Source organism: Octadecabacter temperatus, from assembly GCF_001187845.1.
Classification (GTDB): Bacteria; Pseudomonadota; Alphaproteobacteria; order Rhodobacterales; family Rhodobacteraceae; genus Octadecabacter; species Octadecabacter temperatus.
Map to the genome: position 1 here is coordinate 808,271 of NZ_CP012160.1, position 13,134 is coordinate 821,404.

Sequence of the window (13,134 nt, forward strand, 5' to 3'; positions counted from 1 at the left end):
GTTCTCAGAATTATCGGTTCAAGTTCACCACCTCATTCGCAAAAGCGACGAGACAGCAGACATTAGCTGTATCGCAGAAATCCGGTAAATTGGGCTCAAAGCGGACCTTTGACCTCACCGATCCCGCGACTTGCCCAGCAGCCGCCCAATCGTAAAGGATGTACGCGGGGCATAGATGTAGCGGGTTTTGTCTTCGCGGGTTTCGCGTACGCGCATGCGGCTGAGGCCGAAGATGATAAGCCCGATGTGGCCAAGTGAGATGAAATAGAACAGCGCGGCGGGGCCATAGAGTTCGATGAGGACCGAGGTCGTCCACGGGGCGGCAATCGCTCCGACGGCGTAGAAAAACATCAGCGCGGCGGACAGTTCGATCCGTTCCTCTGAGGTTGCAAAGTCGTGGGCGTGGGATGCAGCTACCGAGTAGACGGGGAACGTTGTGAAGCCGAAGAAGGCCGCGCTCGCCATTACACCGACTGTGCCGAGGCCTGAGGCGGCAACGGTTACGGCGCAGGACAAAACGGACGCGACGGACAGCCAAATAAGAACCCAACGGCGGTCAAACTTATCGGCGAGCCAGCCTGCGGGGTACTGCGCCGCCGCTCCGCCCGCGACAAACGCCGCGAGGAACAGGCCGATCTGACTGGCGGCGAGGCCGACTTCTTGGCCGTAGATTGGGCCGACCATTCGAAACGACGCGCCAGAGAGGGCAGCAACCAGAACGCCAGCAACCGCAAGTGGCGACATGCGCCATGCAAGGCTTGGACGTAGGCGCGGTGCGTCTGGGGTTTCGGGTTGGGGAACGCGGGTGAGCGCCAAGGGCAGCATCGCAGCACAGCATAGGATCGTCAGCAAATTATAGGCGATATAGGTTTCCATGCTGGCCAAACTGCCGATCAAAAGCTGCGCCATCAGGCTGCCACCCATGTCGACAACACGGTACATGCCCATGGCGCGACCCCTGTTGTCATTGGTGACTTTGGCCTGCAGCCAGCTTTCGACGACCGTGTAGCAGCCAGCAATGCAAACCCCTGACATCACGCGCAAAAACGCCCATGCGGTCGGGTCGAACACAAGGATATGCCCCGCCATGCCAATCGCGCCCATAGCTGTGAAAACAGCGAAGGCGCGCGAATGGCCGACGTTCCCCATCAGGCGCGGAGCCCACCAGCAGCCGACAAAGAAGCCGACAAAGTGCATGGAGCCCAGAAAACCGACCTGACCCGTGCTAAACCCGCTGCCCAACCCCGTCAGCGCATCAAGAGGGCCAACAGCCCCCGATGAGAGCTGCAACAGAAGGGCGGATAGGAACAGCGCCGCAAAGGAGATGATCATTCGCATGAGGTTATAAACGCTGGAACCCGTGGCGAGTGCTAGGGGTAAATCGACGTGTTGTGTCGCAAAGTGCTGTTTGAAGCATGTGAAATGTTTGAAACAGGGGGCATAGGAATTCCAAGCGCGGGTTCAATGGGTTGTGCCTCGATTGTCGGGGGGTATGGTTTGCCCCAAATAGAACCGAGGATGCTATGAAACAGATCGAGCTTGGCCGCACAGGCATTTCCGTCAGCGATTGGTGCCTCGGCACGATGACGTTTTCAACGCAAACACCAGCCGAGGATGCACATCGCCAGATTGATATGTGTTTGGACGCGGGGATCAATTTTCTGGATACGGCGGAAATGTATCCGGTGAACCCGATGCGAAAAGAGACGGTTGGCAATTCCGAAAAATGCATCGCGGATTGGATTGCAAAGTCAGGGCGGCGCGAGGACGTTGTGGTGGCCACCAAAGCGGGTGGCGATAGCCCGATGATCCGTGGCGGCGAGGGCTATAGCGGTGAAAATATCCTGCGCATTCTGGACGGCAACCTTCAGCGGCTCGGGACGGATTACATCGATTTGTATCAGCTTCATTGGCCCATGCGCGGATCCTTCGCGTTTCGTCAGAACTGGTTGTACGACCCAAGCAAACAGAACCGCCAGCAAACGTTGGATCACATGGGCGGCGTTTTGGAGAAGCTGAAAGAAGCGCAGGCGGCTGGCAAAATTCGCGCCTTTGGGATGTCCAATGAAAGCGCCTGGGGCGTGACCAAGTGGATCGATGTCGCCGAAGAATTGGGCGCGCCGCGTTTGGCGTCTGTTCAGAATGAATATTCGTTGCTGTATCGCCACTATGATACCGACCTTGCTGAAATGTCGGTGAACGAAGATGTTGTGTGTTTCTCTTATTCGCCGTTGGCCACGGGGCTTTTGACGGGGAAATATCAGAATGGGGCCGTACCAGAAGGGTCGCGCATGACTTTCGGTCCGCAACTTGGCGGACGCGTAACTGAGCGCGCTTTTGAGGCAGTGAATGCATATGCAAAAGTCGCTGAAAGGCATGGGCTGTCATTGCCTCATATGGCGATGGCGTTCCAACGCTCGCGCCCGTTCAAGGTCAGTGCGATTTTCGGAGCGACCACATCAGAGCAACTGGCGTACTTGTTGGAAGGCAAAGATATTGAGCTGACTGAGGCGTGTTTGGCGGATATCGACGTTGCCCACCGTGCGCATCCGATGCCGTTCTAGCGCCCCAGCGTTCAGGTTGGACTTAGGTCAATCGCGAAACGTGGACCGCTGCCTGTGATTTCCTCAAGGTCGGGCATAGCGCGGTACGCTGCAATTGCGGTTTCGTTTCCGGGGTCCGTGCCGATGGTCAGCCGAAGGGCGTCGACGGAAATGGCATGGGCCTTGGCGGCCGTGATCAGGGATTTGCCGATGCCGCGTGCGCGGTGAGATTCAATCACAAACAGGTGGTGGATATCGAGGCGCGGTCGTCGTTCGTGAATCGCCGTCGCCGAGGTTACACCCGCGTAGCCCAAAGGCGTGTCGCCTTGTTTGGCAATTAATGCGGTACCCGTGGGAGATGTGCCAAAAAAGATGTCATCAAGCTGAAGCAATCCAACTTGCGCTTCATCGCCATGATAGGCGCATAACGCGCAAATCATATCATAGATCGCAGGGAGGTCTGAGCGGGTCGCAAAAGAAATGTCGGTCATGGGGCTTAAAGGGCGTTTTGAGGACTTGCTTGTCAAGATCGCGCGTCTAGGGTTCAGGCGAAATACAGGAGATTCCCATGCCTTTGACCATGAACCGCGACGTCTTTATTACCGCAGCCATCACTGGATCGGGGAGCACGCAGGATCGCAGCCCGCATGTGCCGCGCTCACCTGAACAGATTGCCAATAGCGCGATAGATGCGGCCAAGGCGGGCGCTGCTGTGGTGCATTGCCATGTGCGCGATCCTGAAAGTGGTGTGCCGAGCCGCCGTTTGGATTTGTACCGTGAATTGACCGATCGCATTCGTGCAGCGGATGTTGATGTGGTGTTGAACCTGACTGCTGGCATGGGTGGCGATATTGTCTTTGGTGGCGTGGAAGCGCCGCTGCCGACAGTAGCGGGAACCGACATGGTTGGCGCAACGGAACGTGTGGCCCATGTCGCGGAATGTTTACCCGAAATCTGTACGCTTGATTGCGGTACGATGAACTTCGCCGAGGCTGACTACGTAATGACCAACACGCCTGGCATGTTGCGTGCGATGGGCCAGATGATGACGGACCTTGGCGTGAAGCCAGAGATTGAGGCGTTTGACACTGGTCACCTTTGGTTCGCAAAGCAGTTGGTGGCCGAAGGGATTTTGGAACCGAATGCCTTGGTTCAGCTTTGCATGGGTGTTCCTTGGGGCGCACCGGATGATTTGAATACGTTTATGGCGATGGTTAATAACGTCCCACCAGAGTGGACGTTCAGCGCCTTTGGTCTTGGGCGTTCACAAATGCCATTCGTTGCTGCGTCCGTGCTGGCGGGCGGCAATGTGCGTGTCGGGCTTGAGGATAATCTGATGCTGGATAAGGGCGTGTTGGCGACCAACGCGCAACTGGTTGAGCGCGCACATGGGATTATTGAAAACCTAGGTGCACGGGTCATTGGCCCAGCTGAAGTACGTGAAAAGCTGGGGCTGGTGAAGCGCGCGCCCGTTTAGTTTCCAAGGATGCGTGGTTGAGCGGCGTCAAATTCTGGACTGCGTGATAGCGAGGAATGTTTCTTTGATTAGACTATGTATTTGTTCATTGCTTCTCTTGGCTGCCTGTCAACTGCTTGACGTCGGGCAGATGGGGGAAGATCAACGCGCTGCTTGCCTCGCGACGGGGGGTGAAGTGTCCCGAAACGTCAACAACACCGAGATCTGTTTTTTTACGTTTGACGATGCCGGTCAGACCTGCACTGCAGCTAACCAGTGCGACGGAATGTGCCTTGCCAACGAAGATGGCGTCACCGGACAATGTTCGCGAGAAACGGTACGAGACTCTTGTGGGTTGGACTATTTTGACAGTGTTGGGACGTTGATTCCCGGTATTTGTTTATGAGGCTGGTTTCTGCGTTGGGCGCTGTCTGGGTGATCGCCCTAGCGTCCTGTGCTAAAACGCCCTTGCCAGAACCCTTTGGGGTGACGATGGTAGAAGAAACCACCTGCAACGGAATGGGTGGACGGATAACGATGGGGCCCGACGGCGCGTTTTGCGCGATGGGACGGTGAGGAGTACGTATGAAGCGGGTTGTGTTGGCTTTGATTCCAGCCCTTTTGTTGGGCTGCACAGAGGAACCGCCTGCACCCCCTCCACCTGCTGAGGTTTTCCGCGATACATCGGCGCAGATTGCGTCCCAAACGGATGTGACCGCCGCACGGATGGCCGGAGATTGGGCTATTCGGCAAAGGTTTGCCGCCCCGCGCACCCCGCGTTCCGGCATGTCGTTACAAGCGCTCCCGAATGAGGCATTGCAGCTGTCCGTGTTGGGCGGGGAGTGCATAGATGATGTGTGTTTCGAAGAAGAAATCCTTATTTTGTTGGAAAAATCAGGACCGGGGCGCTGGACTGCCCAAGGCCCGCAGGCTGCCTTGCCTAATGGGGAGCTTTGGGTGATGTGGATGGAATTTGACAGCCGCACAGCGGCGATTGGCACCCCTTCGGGGGAGTTTGGCTGGATCATGGATAAAAACATCACCGGAGGCGGCGATAGGATCACGGCAGCACGGGACATTATGGATTGGTTTGGCTATAATGTGTCACGACTCGAAGAGGTGGACAGATGAAACGTGTAATTGTTGGTTTTGGTTTGATGATGGCGCTTGTTGGCTGCGATGAAATCGCGTTGCCCGGCGTGGCTGGTGTTGCTTCACCGACTGCTGCTGCATCATCTGGTGGTGGCGGTGGTTTCCGCGAATACCTTGTCCTTGGATCAACAATGAGTTTTGAAGAATGCCGCTCGCGGGGCGGTATTATCATCCGTGATGCAGGCAGCCCAATGATTGCCTGCGACCCGCGCGTTCGTCGTGAGCCTGTGCCAGCCAATGAATTTGACCACCCGGGCAGCCCCGTTCCGCAGGCCGTTGAACAAGTCGCCGAAGCGGTTGAGGGTTAATCAACCGCCCGCGTAATTCGACCCTGCCAACAGTTATTCATTGCGGACCTCACATCGACAAACGCGATTGCGTCGTTTGTTAGGATTTCACCTGCGCGTTCCAAAATGCTGTCTCGGTTAACGACGGAACCCGTCCCGTATTTAATGCGCTCATCCGCTGAGTAACCGCGTACCAGATAGGTAGGGCTGTTCAATGCGTCTGGTAGGACTGCGCCTGCGTCATAGGCTGGGCAATCAGCGGCACATAGAAAGATTGGCCCCGTTTCCGTGTAGGCGTTCACGGTCTCAAATGGACGGTGCGCTAGGATTAGATAGGGTTCACCCTTGGGGGTCGCACCAAAGCAATGGCGACATGGGGACGCTGACCCGTCAGAGGTGTGCGTTTCAATCGGTAAATCATAGGTGTCGCTACCGCTGGCTTTGATGTCGCGTGTTGTCGTCGTGGGTAGTCCTGAAAATGTAAGTCTCATGCTGTGCCTCCTGATGTTGGATGGTATGAACCGGAAACAGACGGGCGAGCGACCCGTTTTTTGCGCAAATGCGAAGGGGCAAAATATGAAGACTGCAGCGATTGTTGGCGGTGGCGTGATCGGTGGCGGCTGGGCTGCACGGTTCTTGTTGAATGGTTGGAACGTGCGGGTATTTGACCCTGATCCCGAGGCCAAGCGTAAGATCGGTGAGGTGCTGGACAATGCGCGTGCATCTTTGCCAGGCCTTTATGACATGGCGATGCCTGATGAAGGAACGCTGACGTATTGCGATACGCTGGCTGAAACCGTCAAAGGCGCGAAATGGGTGCAAGAGAGCGTTCCAGAACGTCTAGAGCTGAAGCACAAAGTGTTCGCCGAAATTCAAGCCCACCTTGATCCTGAAGCGGTGATCGGGTCGTCCACATCCGGCTTTAAGCCGTCTGAGCTGCAAGAGGGCGCTAAGGATCCGACGCAAATCCTTGTGACGCATCCGTTCAACCCTGTTTACCTGTTACCACTGATCGAACTGGTTCCCGGGGACAACCATGATCCACGTGCTGTCGCTTGGGCCAAAACAGTTCTGACAGAAATTGGGATGTTTCCGCTCGAGGTCCGCAAAGAAATTGATGCCCATATCGCGGACCGTTTCCTTGAGGCGGTTTGGCGCGAGGCGCTTTGGCTGATTAAAGACGGCATCGCGACAACCGAAGAAATCGACGAAGCCATTCGCATGGGGTTCGGGATGCGCTGGGCGCAAATGGGTCTGTTTGAAACCTACCGCATTGCGGGCGGTGAGGCGGGCATGCGCCATTTCATCGAACAGTTCGGCCCGTGTCTGTCTTGGCCATGGACCAAACTGATGGACGTGCCGGAACTGACAGATGAGCTGATCGATCAAATCGCGGACCAATCTGATGCGCAGTCGGGTATGTACACGATCCGCGAGCTTGAACGTCACCGCGACGCAAACCTTGTCGGTATGATGCGCACACTAAAGGCGCGTGATTGGGGCGCGGGTGCGTTGTTGAATACCCATGACAAGGTGATGAACCAGACGGGTGGGATTGCTGAGCGGTTGGCGGATGTTTCTGACCTGAGCAAACCCGTCAAAACCGTGGAACGCGCGGTGCCGATCGATTGGACCGATTACAACGGCCACATGAACGAAGCGCGCTATCTGCAGGCCTTTGGCGATGCGACGGACCGCTTGATGCTGATCGTCGGCTGCACACCAGACTATATTGCCGAAGGCGGCAGCTATTTCACCGCAGAAACCCATATCCGCCACATCGATGAAGTGCATGCGGGCGCAAAAATTAGGGTTGAGACGCAGGTCTTGGCGGGGGCTGGCAAAAAGATGCACCTGTTTCACGCGATGTATGAAGGCGATCGGTTGTTGGCCACGGGTGAACATATGTTGATCCATGTGAGCCTTGAGACACGCAAAGCCAGCGATCCTGCGCCAAGCGTTGCAGACCCATTGGCGCGTTTGGCGACAGCGCATGCAGACTTGCCGCGTCCAGAGGGAGCAGGTGCCGCGGTAGGTGTGCGGTGAAACGCGCACTGGTCACAGCAGGGGCGTCGGGCATCGGGTTCGCGATGGGCGAGGCCTTTGCGCAGGCTGGATATGAGGTTTGGGTAACAGACGTTGATGACGCCGCTTTGGCGCGTTGTCCTGATGCGTGGACTGCGCGGCGGGTTGATTCATCCGACGACGGGCAAATGCGTGCGTTGTTCGATGAGATTTCAGTGGCCGGAGGATTGGACGTCGTTTGCGCCAATGCTGGTGTCGCCGGTCCAACTGCGCATGTTGAGGACGTGGCGTGGGACGATTGGAAGACCTGCGTTGATGTTACGTTAGGTGGCGCGTTTTTATGTGCGAAATACGCAGCACCGATGATGAAAGCGGCGGGTCAGGGTGCGATTGTGCTGACCTCATCCACGGCTGGCGTCTTCGGATATCCGAACCGTGCACCTTATTCTGCGGCAAAGTGGGGTGTCATCGGGTTGATGAAAACGCTCGCGATGGAATTGGGGCCGTTCGGCATTCGCGCCAACGCCATTTGCCCTGGGGCTGTGGAAGGGCCACGCATGGAAGGTGTGTTGGAGCGCGAAGCGGCGGCCAAGGGCATGACGCGGGATGCGGTTTATGAAGGTTACGCGTCAGGCACGTCATTGCGCACCTTTGTGACGGCTGAAGACATCGCAAATATGGCGGTTTTTCTGGCGTCTAATGGGGCGCAGCGGGTGTCGGGGCAGGTGATTTCAGTGGACGGGCACACCGAGAACCCCGATCCCAAACCGTGATATTGAATTGAGTATTTTTAAGCCAAAGAAGCACTAAAGGTACTTTGATTTTAATGTTTGGATATGGGGCACAACGTCGGGTGGCGTGATTGTGGCTTCGCGCACGAGCGTATCAAAGTGGCGGGTCACCATTTGCACGCGTTCGGTGTCGCGAAAGGCGAGATAGTTTTGCCCCAAATAGAGCACCGCAAGGAGTGGGCCGAAGAGAGTGATCGGAGCCGAAAACAGGCGGCGGGCGTCAAAAAGGTGAAGTCTTAGCGTTGGATAAAGGTCCGATTGCAATTGCGCGATGTGGTTTAGTTGGGCTGCGCGTAGGCTTGCTGGGACGCCCTCGTAATAGCCAGTACCAGCGGCGAAGCTGGAGAGTTCATCAAGCGGCAGGGCCATCTCAAAGTCGGATTTGGCCTCACGCATCCAGCGAAGGCGGTCTTCTGATGCGCCGATGGCCTGTTCCGTTGAGCGCCCCAAATGCGGGCCGTATTCCCAACGCAAAAGATCAGGCAGTTTCAGCATGTCGGGCAGGCCAGCTGGAACATGGCGGATTTTATAGCCCGCCGCCTCTTGGTGCCATGCGAAGATTTGCTCATCCACAAGGGCGCGGGGGGCTTTGGTGACCTCAACGGAGGCCGCGATGAGTTCGGCGACAAGTTCGGGACGCTCAGTTAACCCAAGCAACCAATCGGCCGAGACCCCAAGGGCGGAGGCGCACCCCGCAACGACATGCGCATTGGGCAGGCGTGCGCCGCTTCCGCTAAGGAGCTGGGAGATCGTTGAGCGATCAACGCCGATGGCACGCGCGAGGCCGGATTGCGTAGCGTTTTGGGTTTCCATGGATTCAGCCAAGCGGGTGCGAAGCAATTGGGCGCGATCTCGTTTGTCAATATTATGCGGCATGAGGTGAAATATATCACCATATGTGAGTTTTGCTAACCATTTCCAGAATGCCCAATCAGCTGAGCGCGCTTTAACTGTGGGGGACCATTTATCGGAGACAGCATGGACAGCCCAAAACGCACAATAACCAAAGCATTGATCTGGAATTTGATCGGTTTGGTTTCGATGGCAGTGGTTGGGTTGATCGCGACAGGATCCTTGGCCGTTGGCGGTGCAATGGCACTGGTGAACGCGGCACTCGGGCTGTCGATGTATGTCATCTACGAACGGATTTGGAACCGCGTGGCTTGGGGCCGGCGTGTCTGATTGCGTTCGGACCTCTGCCAAGAGTGCGGTTGAGTGGCCGACCGTTGGCTTGGCTATTGTTTGCTATGGAATGTTTTTCGGTGCGCTGTGGGTTTTACCGGTTTGGATTGCGATCCTAGTGTTGGGGCCGACCATTGCGTTGCATGCGTCGCTGACCCATGAGGTTGTGCATGGGCATCCGTTTCAAAGCAGGTTGGCGAATGCGGCGATGGTTTTTCCCGCACTGACGCTGACTGTTCCCTATGCGCGTTTTCGAGCGACGCATTTGGCGCATCACCGTGATGAGATGCTGACAGACCCGTATGATGATCCTGAAACCAACTATCTTGATCCTGTTGTCTGGCAACGCCTGCTCGCGCCAATGAAAACCGTATTGCGAATTAACAACACGTTGGCAGGGCGAATGCTGATTGGGCCGCTGCTTGGGCAAGTGATGTGGATGATGAGCGATTTTCGCGCATGCAAAGCGGGGGACCGAGCCGTTTTGTTTGGCTGGCTCGCGCATATTCCAGCTTTGGGCGTGATTGTCGCGTTGGTTTGGATCGCGCCGTTGCCGTTCTGGGCTTACTTTGCGGGGGCCTATTTAGGGCATTCGATCTTGCGGATAAGAACCTTTCTTGAACACCGCGCACATGAGCTTGCACGTGCCCGAACCGTCATTGTTGAAGATAATGGGGCGTTGGCTTTGTTGTTCTTGAACAACAACTTGCACGTCGTTCACCACATGCACCCGAACGTGGCATGGTATGATTTGCCGTCGCTTTATGCGCAGAATAAAGCCCACTATCTGCGGCGCAACGAGGGCTATGTGTTCACGTCCTACCGTGACGTGTTCCGGCGTCACTTTTGGCGGGCAAAAGATACAGTGGCGCATCCGCTCTGGCGTCCGCGCGGCTGAGGCGTCATGTAACTGGGTATGACCGCATGGATCCCAGTCACTATTCTCGCAGCACTTGCCCAAACCGCGCGCTTTGGATTGCAAAAGCAGCTGAAAGCCACGCGGTTGAGCACGGGCGGCGCGACATTTGCGCGTTTCATCTATTCTTCGCCGTTGGTGGTGTTGGGCGTGCTTTTCTATGCAAACCTGACCGAGCAGGCCTTACCCGAAATCCCAACGGTATTCTGGTTTTACGCGCTGACTGGCGGGGCGACGCAGATACTGGCAACCATGTGTGTGGTGGCGCTGTTTGCGCATCGCAACTTTGCGGTGGGTATCACGTTTAAGAAAACCGAAGTCTTGATGTCCGTTCTTGTGGGGTTCGTGGTGCTGGGTGAGGGGGTTTCCTTCATTGGCCTCGGAGCGATCCTGATTGGGCTGGCGGGCGTTCTGCTGCTGTCGGATCCATCGGGCATTTCCGATTTACCGTGGCGCAAACGCATTATGAACCGCGCGGCGGGGCTTGGGCTGTTGTCGGGCGTTTTGTTCGCGATGTCAGGTGTTGGGTACCGCGGCGCGTCTTTGTCGTTGGAGACGGGTGATGTCTTTTTGCGGGCCACTGTAACGCTGGCCTGTGTGACGACGGCACAAACAATCGCGATGGGGATTTGGCTTCGCTGGCGGGAACGCGGCGAAATCACCCGTGTGTTTGCGGCGTGGCGGGTTGCGGGATTGGTCGGGGTGACCAGCATGATCGGATCAACCTGTTGGTTCGTGGCGTTTACATTGCAAACCGTGGCCTATGTCGCCGCGTTGGGGCAGATCGAACTGCTATTTTCCTTGGCGTTCTCAGTGTTCATCTTCCACGAGAAAATCAGCCGGCGCGAGTTGCAGGGCGGCGGGTTGTTGATGTTGTCGGTGGTCGTGCTGATCCTAGTGATCTAGCGGACTTCGTCCGCCGAGACGTGTCACCAAATGGGCTTCATCGTCATTGCGGAAAAACGGCACAGACGGTGGCGGTCCGTCAGTGCGAATGTTCGCGGCAAGCTCGGCCAAGACGACTTCTGTGATAAAGGGCAGGTCGAGGGAACGCGCGTCTTGCAGGGGGACCCAATGTAGGTGGCTTAGCTCGTCCTCGGCATCGCGGAAATCATCAGGGTCGGTGACCAGATGGTCCGCATCCACTGTAAAGAAGCGTGCATCAAAGCGGCGTGGGCGGCCCTGCGGTGTGACCGCGCGAAACATGAACGTCAAAGCCGATGCATTGGGGCGGTGGCCACGCTCGGCAAAGCCGCGCCAATCGGTTGGTGCGTTGTCCCAAACAGCGGGTGTCCCAAGAATTTGGCCCGTTTCTTCCCACAACTCACGAATGGCCGCTGTTGCCAGTGTTGCTGCGGGGCGGGTGCTTTCCTGCGCTAACCGCGCTGTGTCGAGGTCTGAAAGCCCCGCACCTAGGGCAATGCCTTCATCGCCCGCATCAACCGCGCCACCAGGAAAGACGTATTTGTTCGGCATAAACGCAGCAGACGCGCCGCGCTGCCCCATCAAAATACTGGGCTTGGTCAAGCGGTTGCGCACCACGATGATCGTGGCGGCGTCACGAATTGCGGTTTTGTCGATCGTGTCAGTCATTCCGATACCCCAAACAAAAGGGGTTAGGATTTGCCCCCAAAGCCATGCATGCGTCGCGCCCATTGGATGGCGACGATCATGCCTTTCAGCCTTGGCAATAGGTAGAGCGAAAGCCCGACGCATACAATCGTCAACACCGTCGCAAAGATCAGCGGGTCAGGGCGAAACTGGGACCAGATAAAGTGCATCAATAGCGCGAGTATATGTCCCACGATCAAGATCGTAAGATAGGCGGGGCCGTCATCTGCGCGATGGTGGTGGAATTCTTCGTGGCAAACAGGGCAACTGTCTGCAACCTTCAGGTAGCCCTGAAACAACGCGCCTTCACCACAGTTTGGACAACGACGGCGCAGACCTTTCCAGATTGCTGGCTTGGTTTCGCGTTCGACGATGGCGTTGGCCGTGCTTGTAGGTTGATCGGGCATAGATTCCTCAACTTTGTTGGGGCAACTGTGCAGCCCCAAACCCCAGATTCATATGGGCGAAAGTGTCGCGGCACATTCTAGTCTGAATCTTTTTTTCACAATTTGCGACGGAATTGTGCGCGCTGCCCGTTTTACTTGCATCGACGCCCCAGAGAGGGCGTCATAACAAAACCTGAAAAGGACTAGAAAATGAAAACGACTTTCCTTGTGGCAGCAATCGCAGCAGGCATCACATTGGCGGCATCCGCCCAAGCACGTGAAGCAAACGGCCCGCGTATGCAAATGCCAGCATTCGAAGAACTCGACCTGAACAGTGACGGCGAAGTCACTGCGACAGAAATCCAAGGCGCAATGCAAGCGCAAGCCGCTGCACGTTTCGCTGAAGCCGATACTGACGGTGACGGCGCATTGTCCGCTGAAGAAATGGTTGCCCGCGTTGAAGGCGAACGCCAAGAGCGTATGGCCGATCGTATCGCTGATCGGATCGAAAAGGCTGACACCAACGGCGATGGTCTGTTGCAAGCTGAAGAGCTGACAGCGCAGGCTGGAGAGCGTGCTGAAGGTCGCGGCAACCGCGGCGCAGAACGTATGTTCGATCGCTTTGACGCAGACGATAATGGTTCCCTGAGCGCGGAAGAGTTTGCTGAAGCGCAAACCCGCATGGAAAACCGTGGCGAACGCGGTGATCGTGGCCAAAACGGCCGTCGCGGCGACAATTAACTAAAAACGTGGCGCGGGGGGACGTCCCTCGCGCTGCACTCCCT

Annotated in this window: 16 protein-coding genes; 10 read left to right on the top strand and 6 right to left on the bottom strand. The window is 56.6% G+C overall.

Translation table 11 applies throughout. The features are described 5' to 3' along the window. Positions 1-114 precede the first annotated feature (114 nt). Positions 115-1,338, bottom strand: a complete 1,224-nt coding sequence (locus tag OSB_RS04190) for an MFS transporter (protein ID WP_049833805.1) — start codon at positions 1,336-1,338, stop codon at positions 115-117. Between the two features lie 185 nt (positions 1,339-1,523). Between OSB_RS04190 and OSB_RS04195 the strand changes: the two genes are divergently transcribed. Further along, positions 1,524-2,564 (top strand): aldo/keto reductase, encoded by a 1,041-nt coding sequence (locus OSB_RS04195; RefSeq protein ID WP_049833806.1) that lies wholly within the window; start codon positions 1,524-1,526, stop codon positions 2,562-2,564. An 11-nt stretch (positions 2,565-2,575) separates the two neighbouring features. Here OSB_RS04195 and OSB_RS04200 read toward each other — a convergent pair whose 3' ends face one another. Further along, positions 2,576-3,034: a GNAT family N-acetyltransferase gene (locus tag OSB_RS04200; RefSeq protein ID WP_049833807.1), complete on the bottom strand. Its 459-nt coding sequence runs from the start codon at positions 3,032-3,034 to the stop codon at positions 2,576-2,578. Positions 3,035-3,111: 77 nt separating this feature from the next. Here OSB_RS04200 and bcoG point away from each other — a divergent pair, with 77 nt between their 5' ends. The 3 genes from bcoG (at position 3,112) to OSB_RS04220 (ending at position 5,459) form a co-directional block, all read left to right on the top strand. Further along, positions 3,112-4,020, top strand: coding sequence for a 3-dehydrocarnitine:acetyl-CoA trimethylamine transferase BcoG (bcoG, locus tag OSB_RS04205; RefSeq protein ID WP_049833808.1), 909 nt, complete (start codon positions 3,112-3,114; stop codon positions 4,018-4,020). A 564-nt stretch (positions 4,021-4,584) separates the two neighbouring features. Beyond that, positions 4,585-5,130 carry a lipocalin/fatty-acid binding family protein gene (locus OSB_RS04215; RefSeq protein ID WP_049833810.1) on the top strand — a complete coding sequence of 182 codons (546 nt, stop codon included), beginning with the start codon at positions 4,585-4,587 and terminating at the stop codon, positions 5,128-5,130. Next, the gene (locus OSB_RS04220) at positions 5,127-5,459 is read left to right on the top strand and encodes a hypothetical protein (RefSeq protein ID WP_049833811.1); all 333 of its coding nucleotides are present in this window, start codon (positions 5,127-5,129) and stop codon (positions 5,457-5,459) included. The genes OSB_RS04215 and OSB_RS04220 overlap by 4 nt, the downstream gene beginning before the upstream one ends. On the opposite strand, the gene OSB_RS04225 is transcribed toward OSB_RS04220, so the two are convergent. Then, positions 5,456-5,929, bottom strand: a complete 474-nt coding sequence (locus OSB_RS04225) for a DUF1203 domain-containing protein (protein WP_049833812.1) — start codon at positions 5,927-5,929, stop codon at positions 5,456-5,458. The genes OSB_RS04220 and OSB_RS04225 overlap by 4 nt on opposite strands. A gap of 85 nt (positions 5,930-6,014) precedes the next feature. Between OSB_RS04225 and OSB_RS04230 the strand changes: the two genes are divergently transcribed. Together OSB_RS04230 and OSB_RS04235 are read left to right on the top strand one after the other, a co-directional pair. Next, positions 6,015-7,484 carry a carnitine 3-dehydrogenase gene (locus tag OSB_RS04230; RefSeq protein ID WP_049833813.1) on the top strand — a complete coding sequence of 490 codons (1,470 nt, stop codon included), beginning with the start codon at positions 6,015-6,017 and terminating at the stop codon, positions 7,482-7,484. A 44-nt stretch (positions 7,485-7,528) separates the two neighbouring features. Further along, positions 7,529-8,236, top strand: a complete 708-nt coding sequence (locus OSB_RS04235) for an SDR family oxidoreductase (protein ID WP_049836039.1) — start codon at positions 7,529-7,531, stop codon at positions 8,234-8,236. A 33-nt stretch (positions 8,237-8,269) separates the two neighbouring features. Here OSB_RS04235 and OSB_RS04240 read toward each other — a convergent pair whose 3' ends face one another. Continuing rightward, complete coding sequence (locus OSB_RS04240; protein WP_049833814.1) at positions 8,270-9,130, bottom strand: helix-turn-helix domain-containing protein; 861 nt, start codon at positions 9,128-9,130, stop codon at positions 8,270-8,272. Positions 9,131-9,232: 102 nt separating this feature from the next. Between OSB_RS04240 and OSB_RS04245 the strand changes: the two genes are divergently transcribed. Genes OSB_RS04245 through OSB_RS04255 form a run of 3 tightly spaced genes read left to right on the top strand, consistent with a single transcriptional unit; the run spans position 9,233 to position 11,258 of the window. Further along, positions 9,233-9,436 carry a DUF2061 domain-containing protein gene (locus OSB_RS04245; RefSeq protein WP_049833815.1) on the top strand — a complete coding sequence of 68 codons (204 nt, stop codon included), beginning with the start codon at positions 9,233-9,235 and terminating at the stop codon, positions 9,434-9,436. Next, a complete protein-coding gene (locus tag OSB_RS04250; protein WP_049833816.1) occupies positions 9,429-10,334 on the top strand; it encodes a fatty acid desaturase in 906 nt (301 codons plus the stop codon). The genes OSB_RS04245 and OSB_RS04250 overlap by 8 nt, the downstream gene beginning before the upstream one ends. An 18-nt stretch (positions 10,335-10,352) precedes the next feature. Then, positions 10,353-11,258 carry a DMT family transporter gene (locus tag OSB_RS04255; RefSeq protein ID WP_049833817.1) on the top strand — a complete coding sequence of 302 codons (906 nt, stop codon included), beginning with the start codon at positions 10,353-10,355 and terminating at the stop codon, positions 11,256-11,258. Here OSB_RS04255 and OSB_RS04260 read toward each other — a convergent pair. Both OSB_RS04260 and OSB_RS04265 read right to left on the bottom strand, forming a co-directional pair. Then, entirely contained in the window at positions 11,247-11,945 is a 699-nt protein-coding gene (locus OSB_RS04260) for an NUDIX hydrolase (RefSeq protein ID WP_049836040.1), read from the bottom strand. The genes OSB_RS04255 and OSB_RS04260 overlap by 12 nt on opposite strands. Positions 11,946-11,968: 23 nt before the next feature. Beyond that, positions 11,969-12,370 carry a DUF983 domain-containing protein gene (locus OSB_RS04265; RefSeq protein ID WP_049833818.1) on the bottom strand — a complete coding sequence of 134 codons (402 nt, stop codon included), beginning with the start codon at positions 12,368-12,370 and terminating at the stop codon, positions 11,969-11,971. 189 nt (positions 12,371-12,559) lie between these two features. Here OSB_RS04265 and OSB_RS04270 point away from each other — a divergent pair, with 189 nt between their 5' ends. Then, on the top strand, positions 12,560-13,090 hold the full coding sequence (locus OSB_RS04270) for an EF-hand domain-containing protein (RefSeq protein ID WP_049833819.1): 531 nt from the start codon (positions 12,560-12,562) through the stop codon (positions 13,088-13,090). Positions 13,091-13,134 lie beyond the last annotated feature (44 nt).

Coding starts and splice junctions, on each gene's coding strand:
- bcoG (WP_049833808.1), top strand. CDS start 3,112: ATGCCTTTGACCATGAACCGCGACGTCTTTATTACCGCAGCCATCACT.
- OSB_RS04220 (WP_049833811.1), top strand. CDS start 5,127: ATGAAACGTGTAATTGTTGGTTTTGGTTTGATGATGGCGCTTGTTGGC.
- OSB_RS04260 (WP_049836040.1), bottom strand. CDS start 11,945: ATGACTGACACGATCGACAAAACCGCAATTCGTGACGCCGCCACGATC.
- OSB_RS04270 (WP_049833819.1), top strand. CDS start 12,560: ATGAAAACGACTTTCCTTGTGGCAGCAATCGCAGCAGGCATCACATTG.
- OSB_RS04195 (WP_049833806.1), top strand. CDS start 1,524: ATGAAACAGATCGAGCTTGGCCGCACAGGCATTTCCGTCAGCGATTGG.
- OSB_RS04245 (WP_049833815.1), top strand. CDS start 9,233: ATGGACAGCCCAAAACGCACAATAACCAAAGCATTGATCTGGAATTTG.
- OSB_RS04265 (WP_049833818.1), bottom strand. CDS start 12,370: ATGCCCGATCAACCTACAAGCACGGCCAACGCCATCGTCGAACGCGAA.
- OSB_RS04255 (WP_049833817.1), top strand. CDS start 10,353: ATGACCGCATGGATCCCAGTCACTATTCTCGCAGCACTTGCCCAAACC.
- OSB_RS04230 (WP_049833813.1), top strand. CDS start 6,015: ATGAAGACTGCAGCGATTGTTGGCGGTGGCGTGATCGGTGGCGGCTGG.
- OSB_RS04240 (WP_049833814.1), bottom strand. CDS start 9,130: ATGCCGCATAATATTGACAAACGAGATCGCGCCCAATTGCTTCGCACC.
- OSB_RS04225 (WP_049833812.1), bottom strand. CDS start 5,929: ATGAGACTTACATTTTCAGGACTACCCACGACGACAACACGCGACATC.
- OSB_RS04190 (WP_049833805.1), bottom strand. CDS start 1,338: ATGCGAATGATCATCTCCTTTGCGGCGCTGTTCCTATCCGCCCTTCTG.
- OSB_RS04200 (WP_049833807.1), bottom strand. CDS start 3,034: ATGACCGACATTTCTTTTGCGACCCGCTCAGACCTCCCTGCGATCTAT.
- OSB_RS04215 (WP_049833810.1), top strand. CDS start 4,585: ATGAAGCGGGTTGTGTTGGCTTTGATTCCAGCCCTTTTGTTGGGCTGC.
- OSB_RS04235 (WP_049836039.1), top strand. CDS start 7,529: ATGGGCGAGGCCTTTGCGCAGGCTGGATATGAGGTTTGGGTAACAGAC.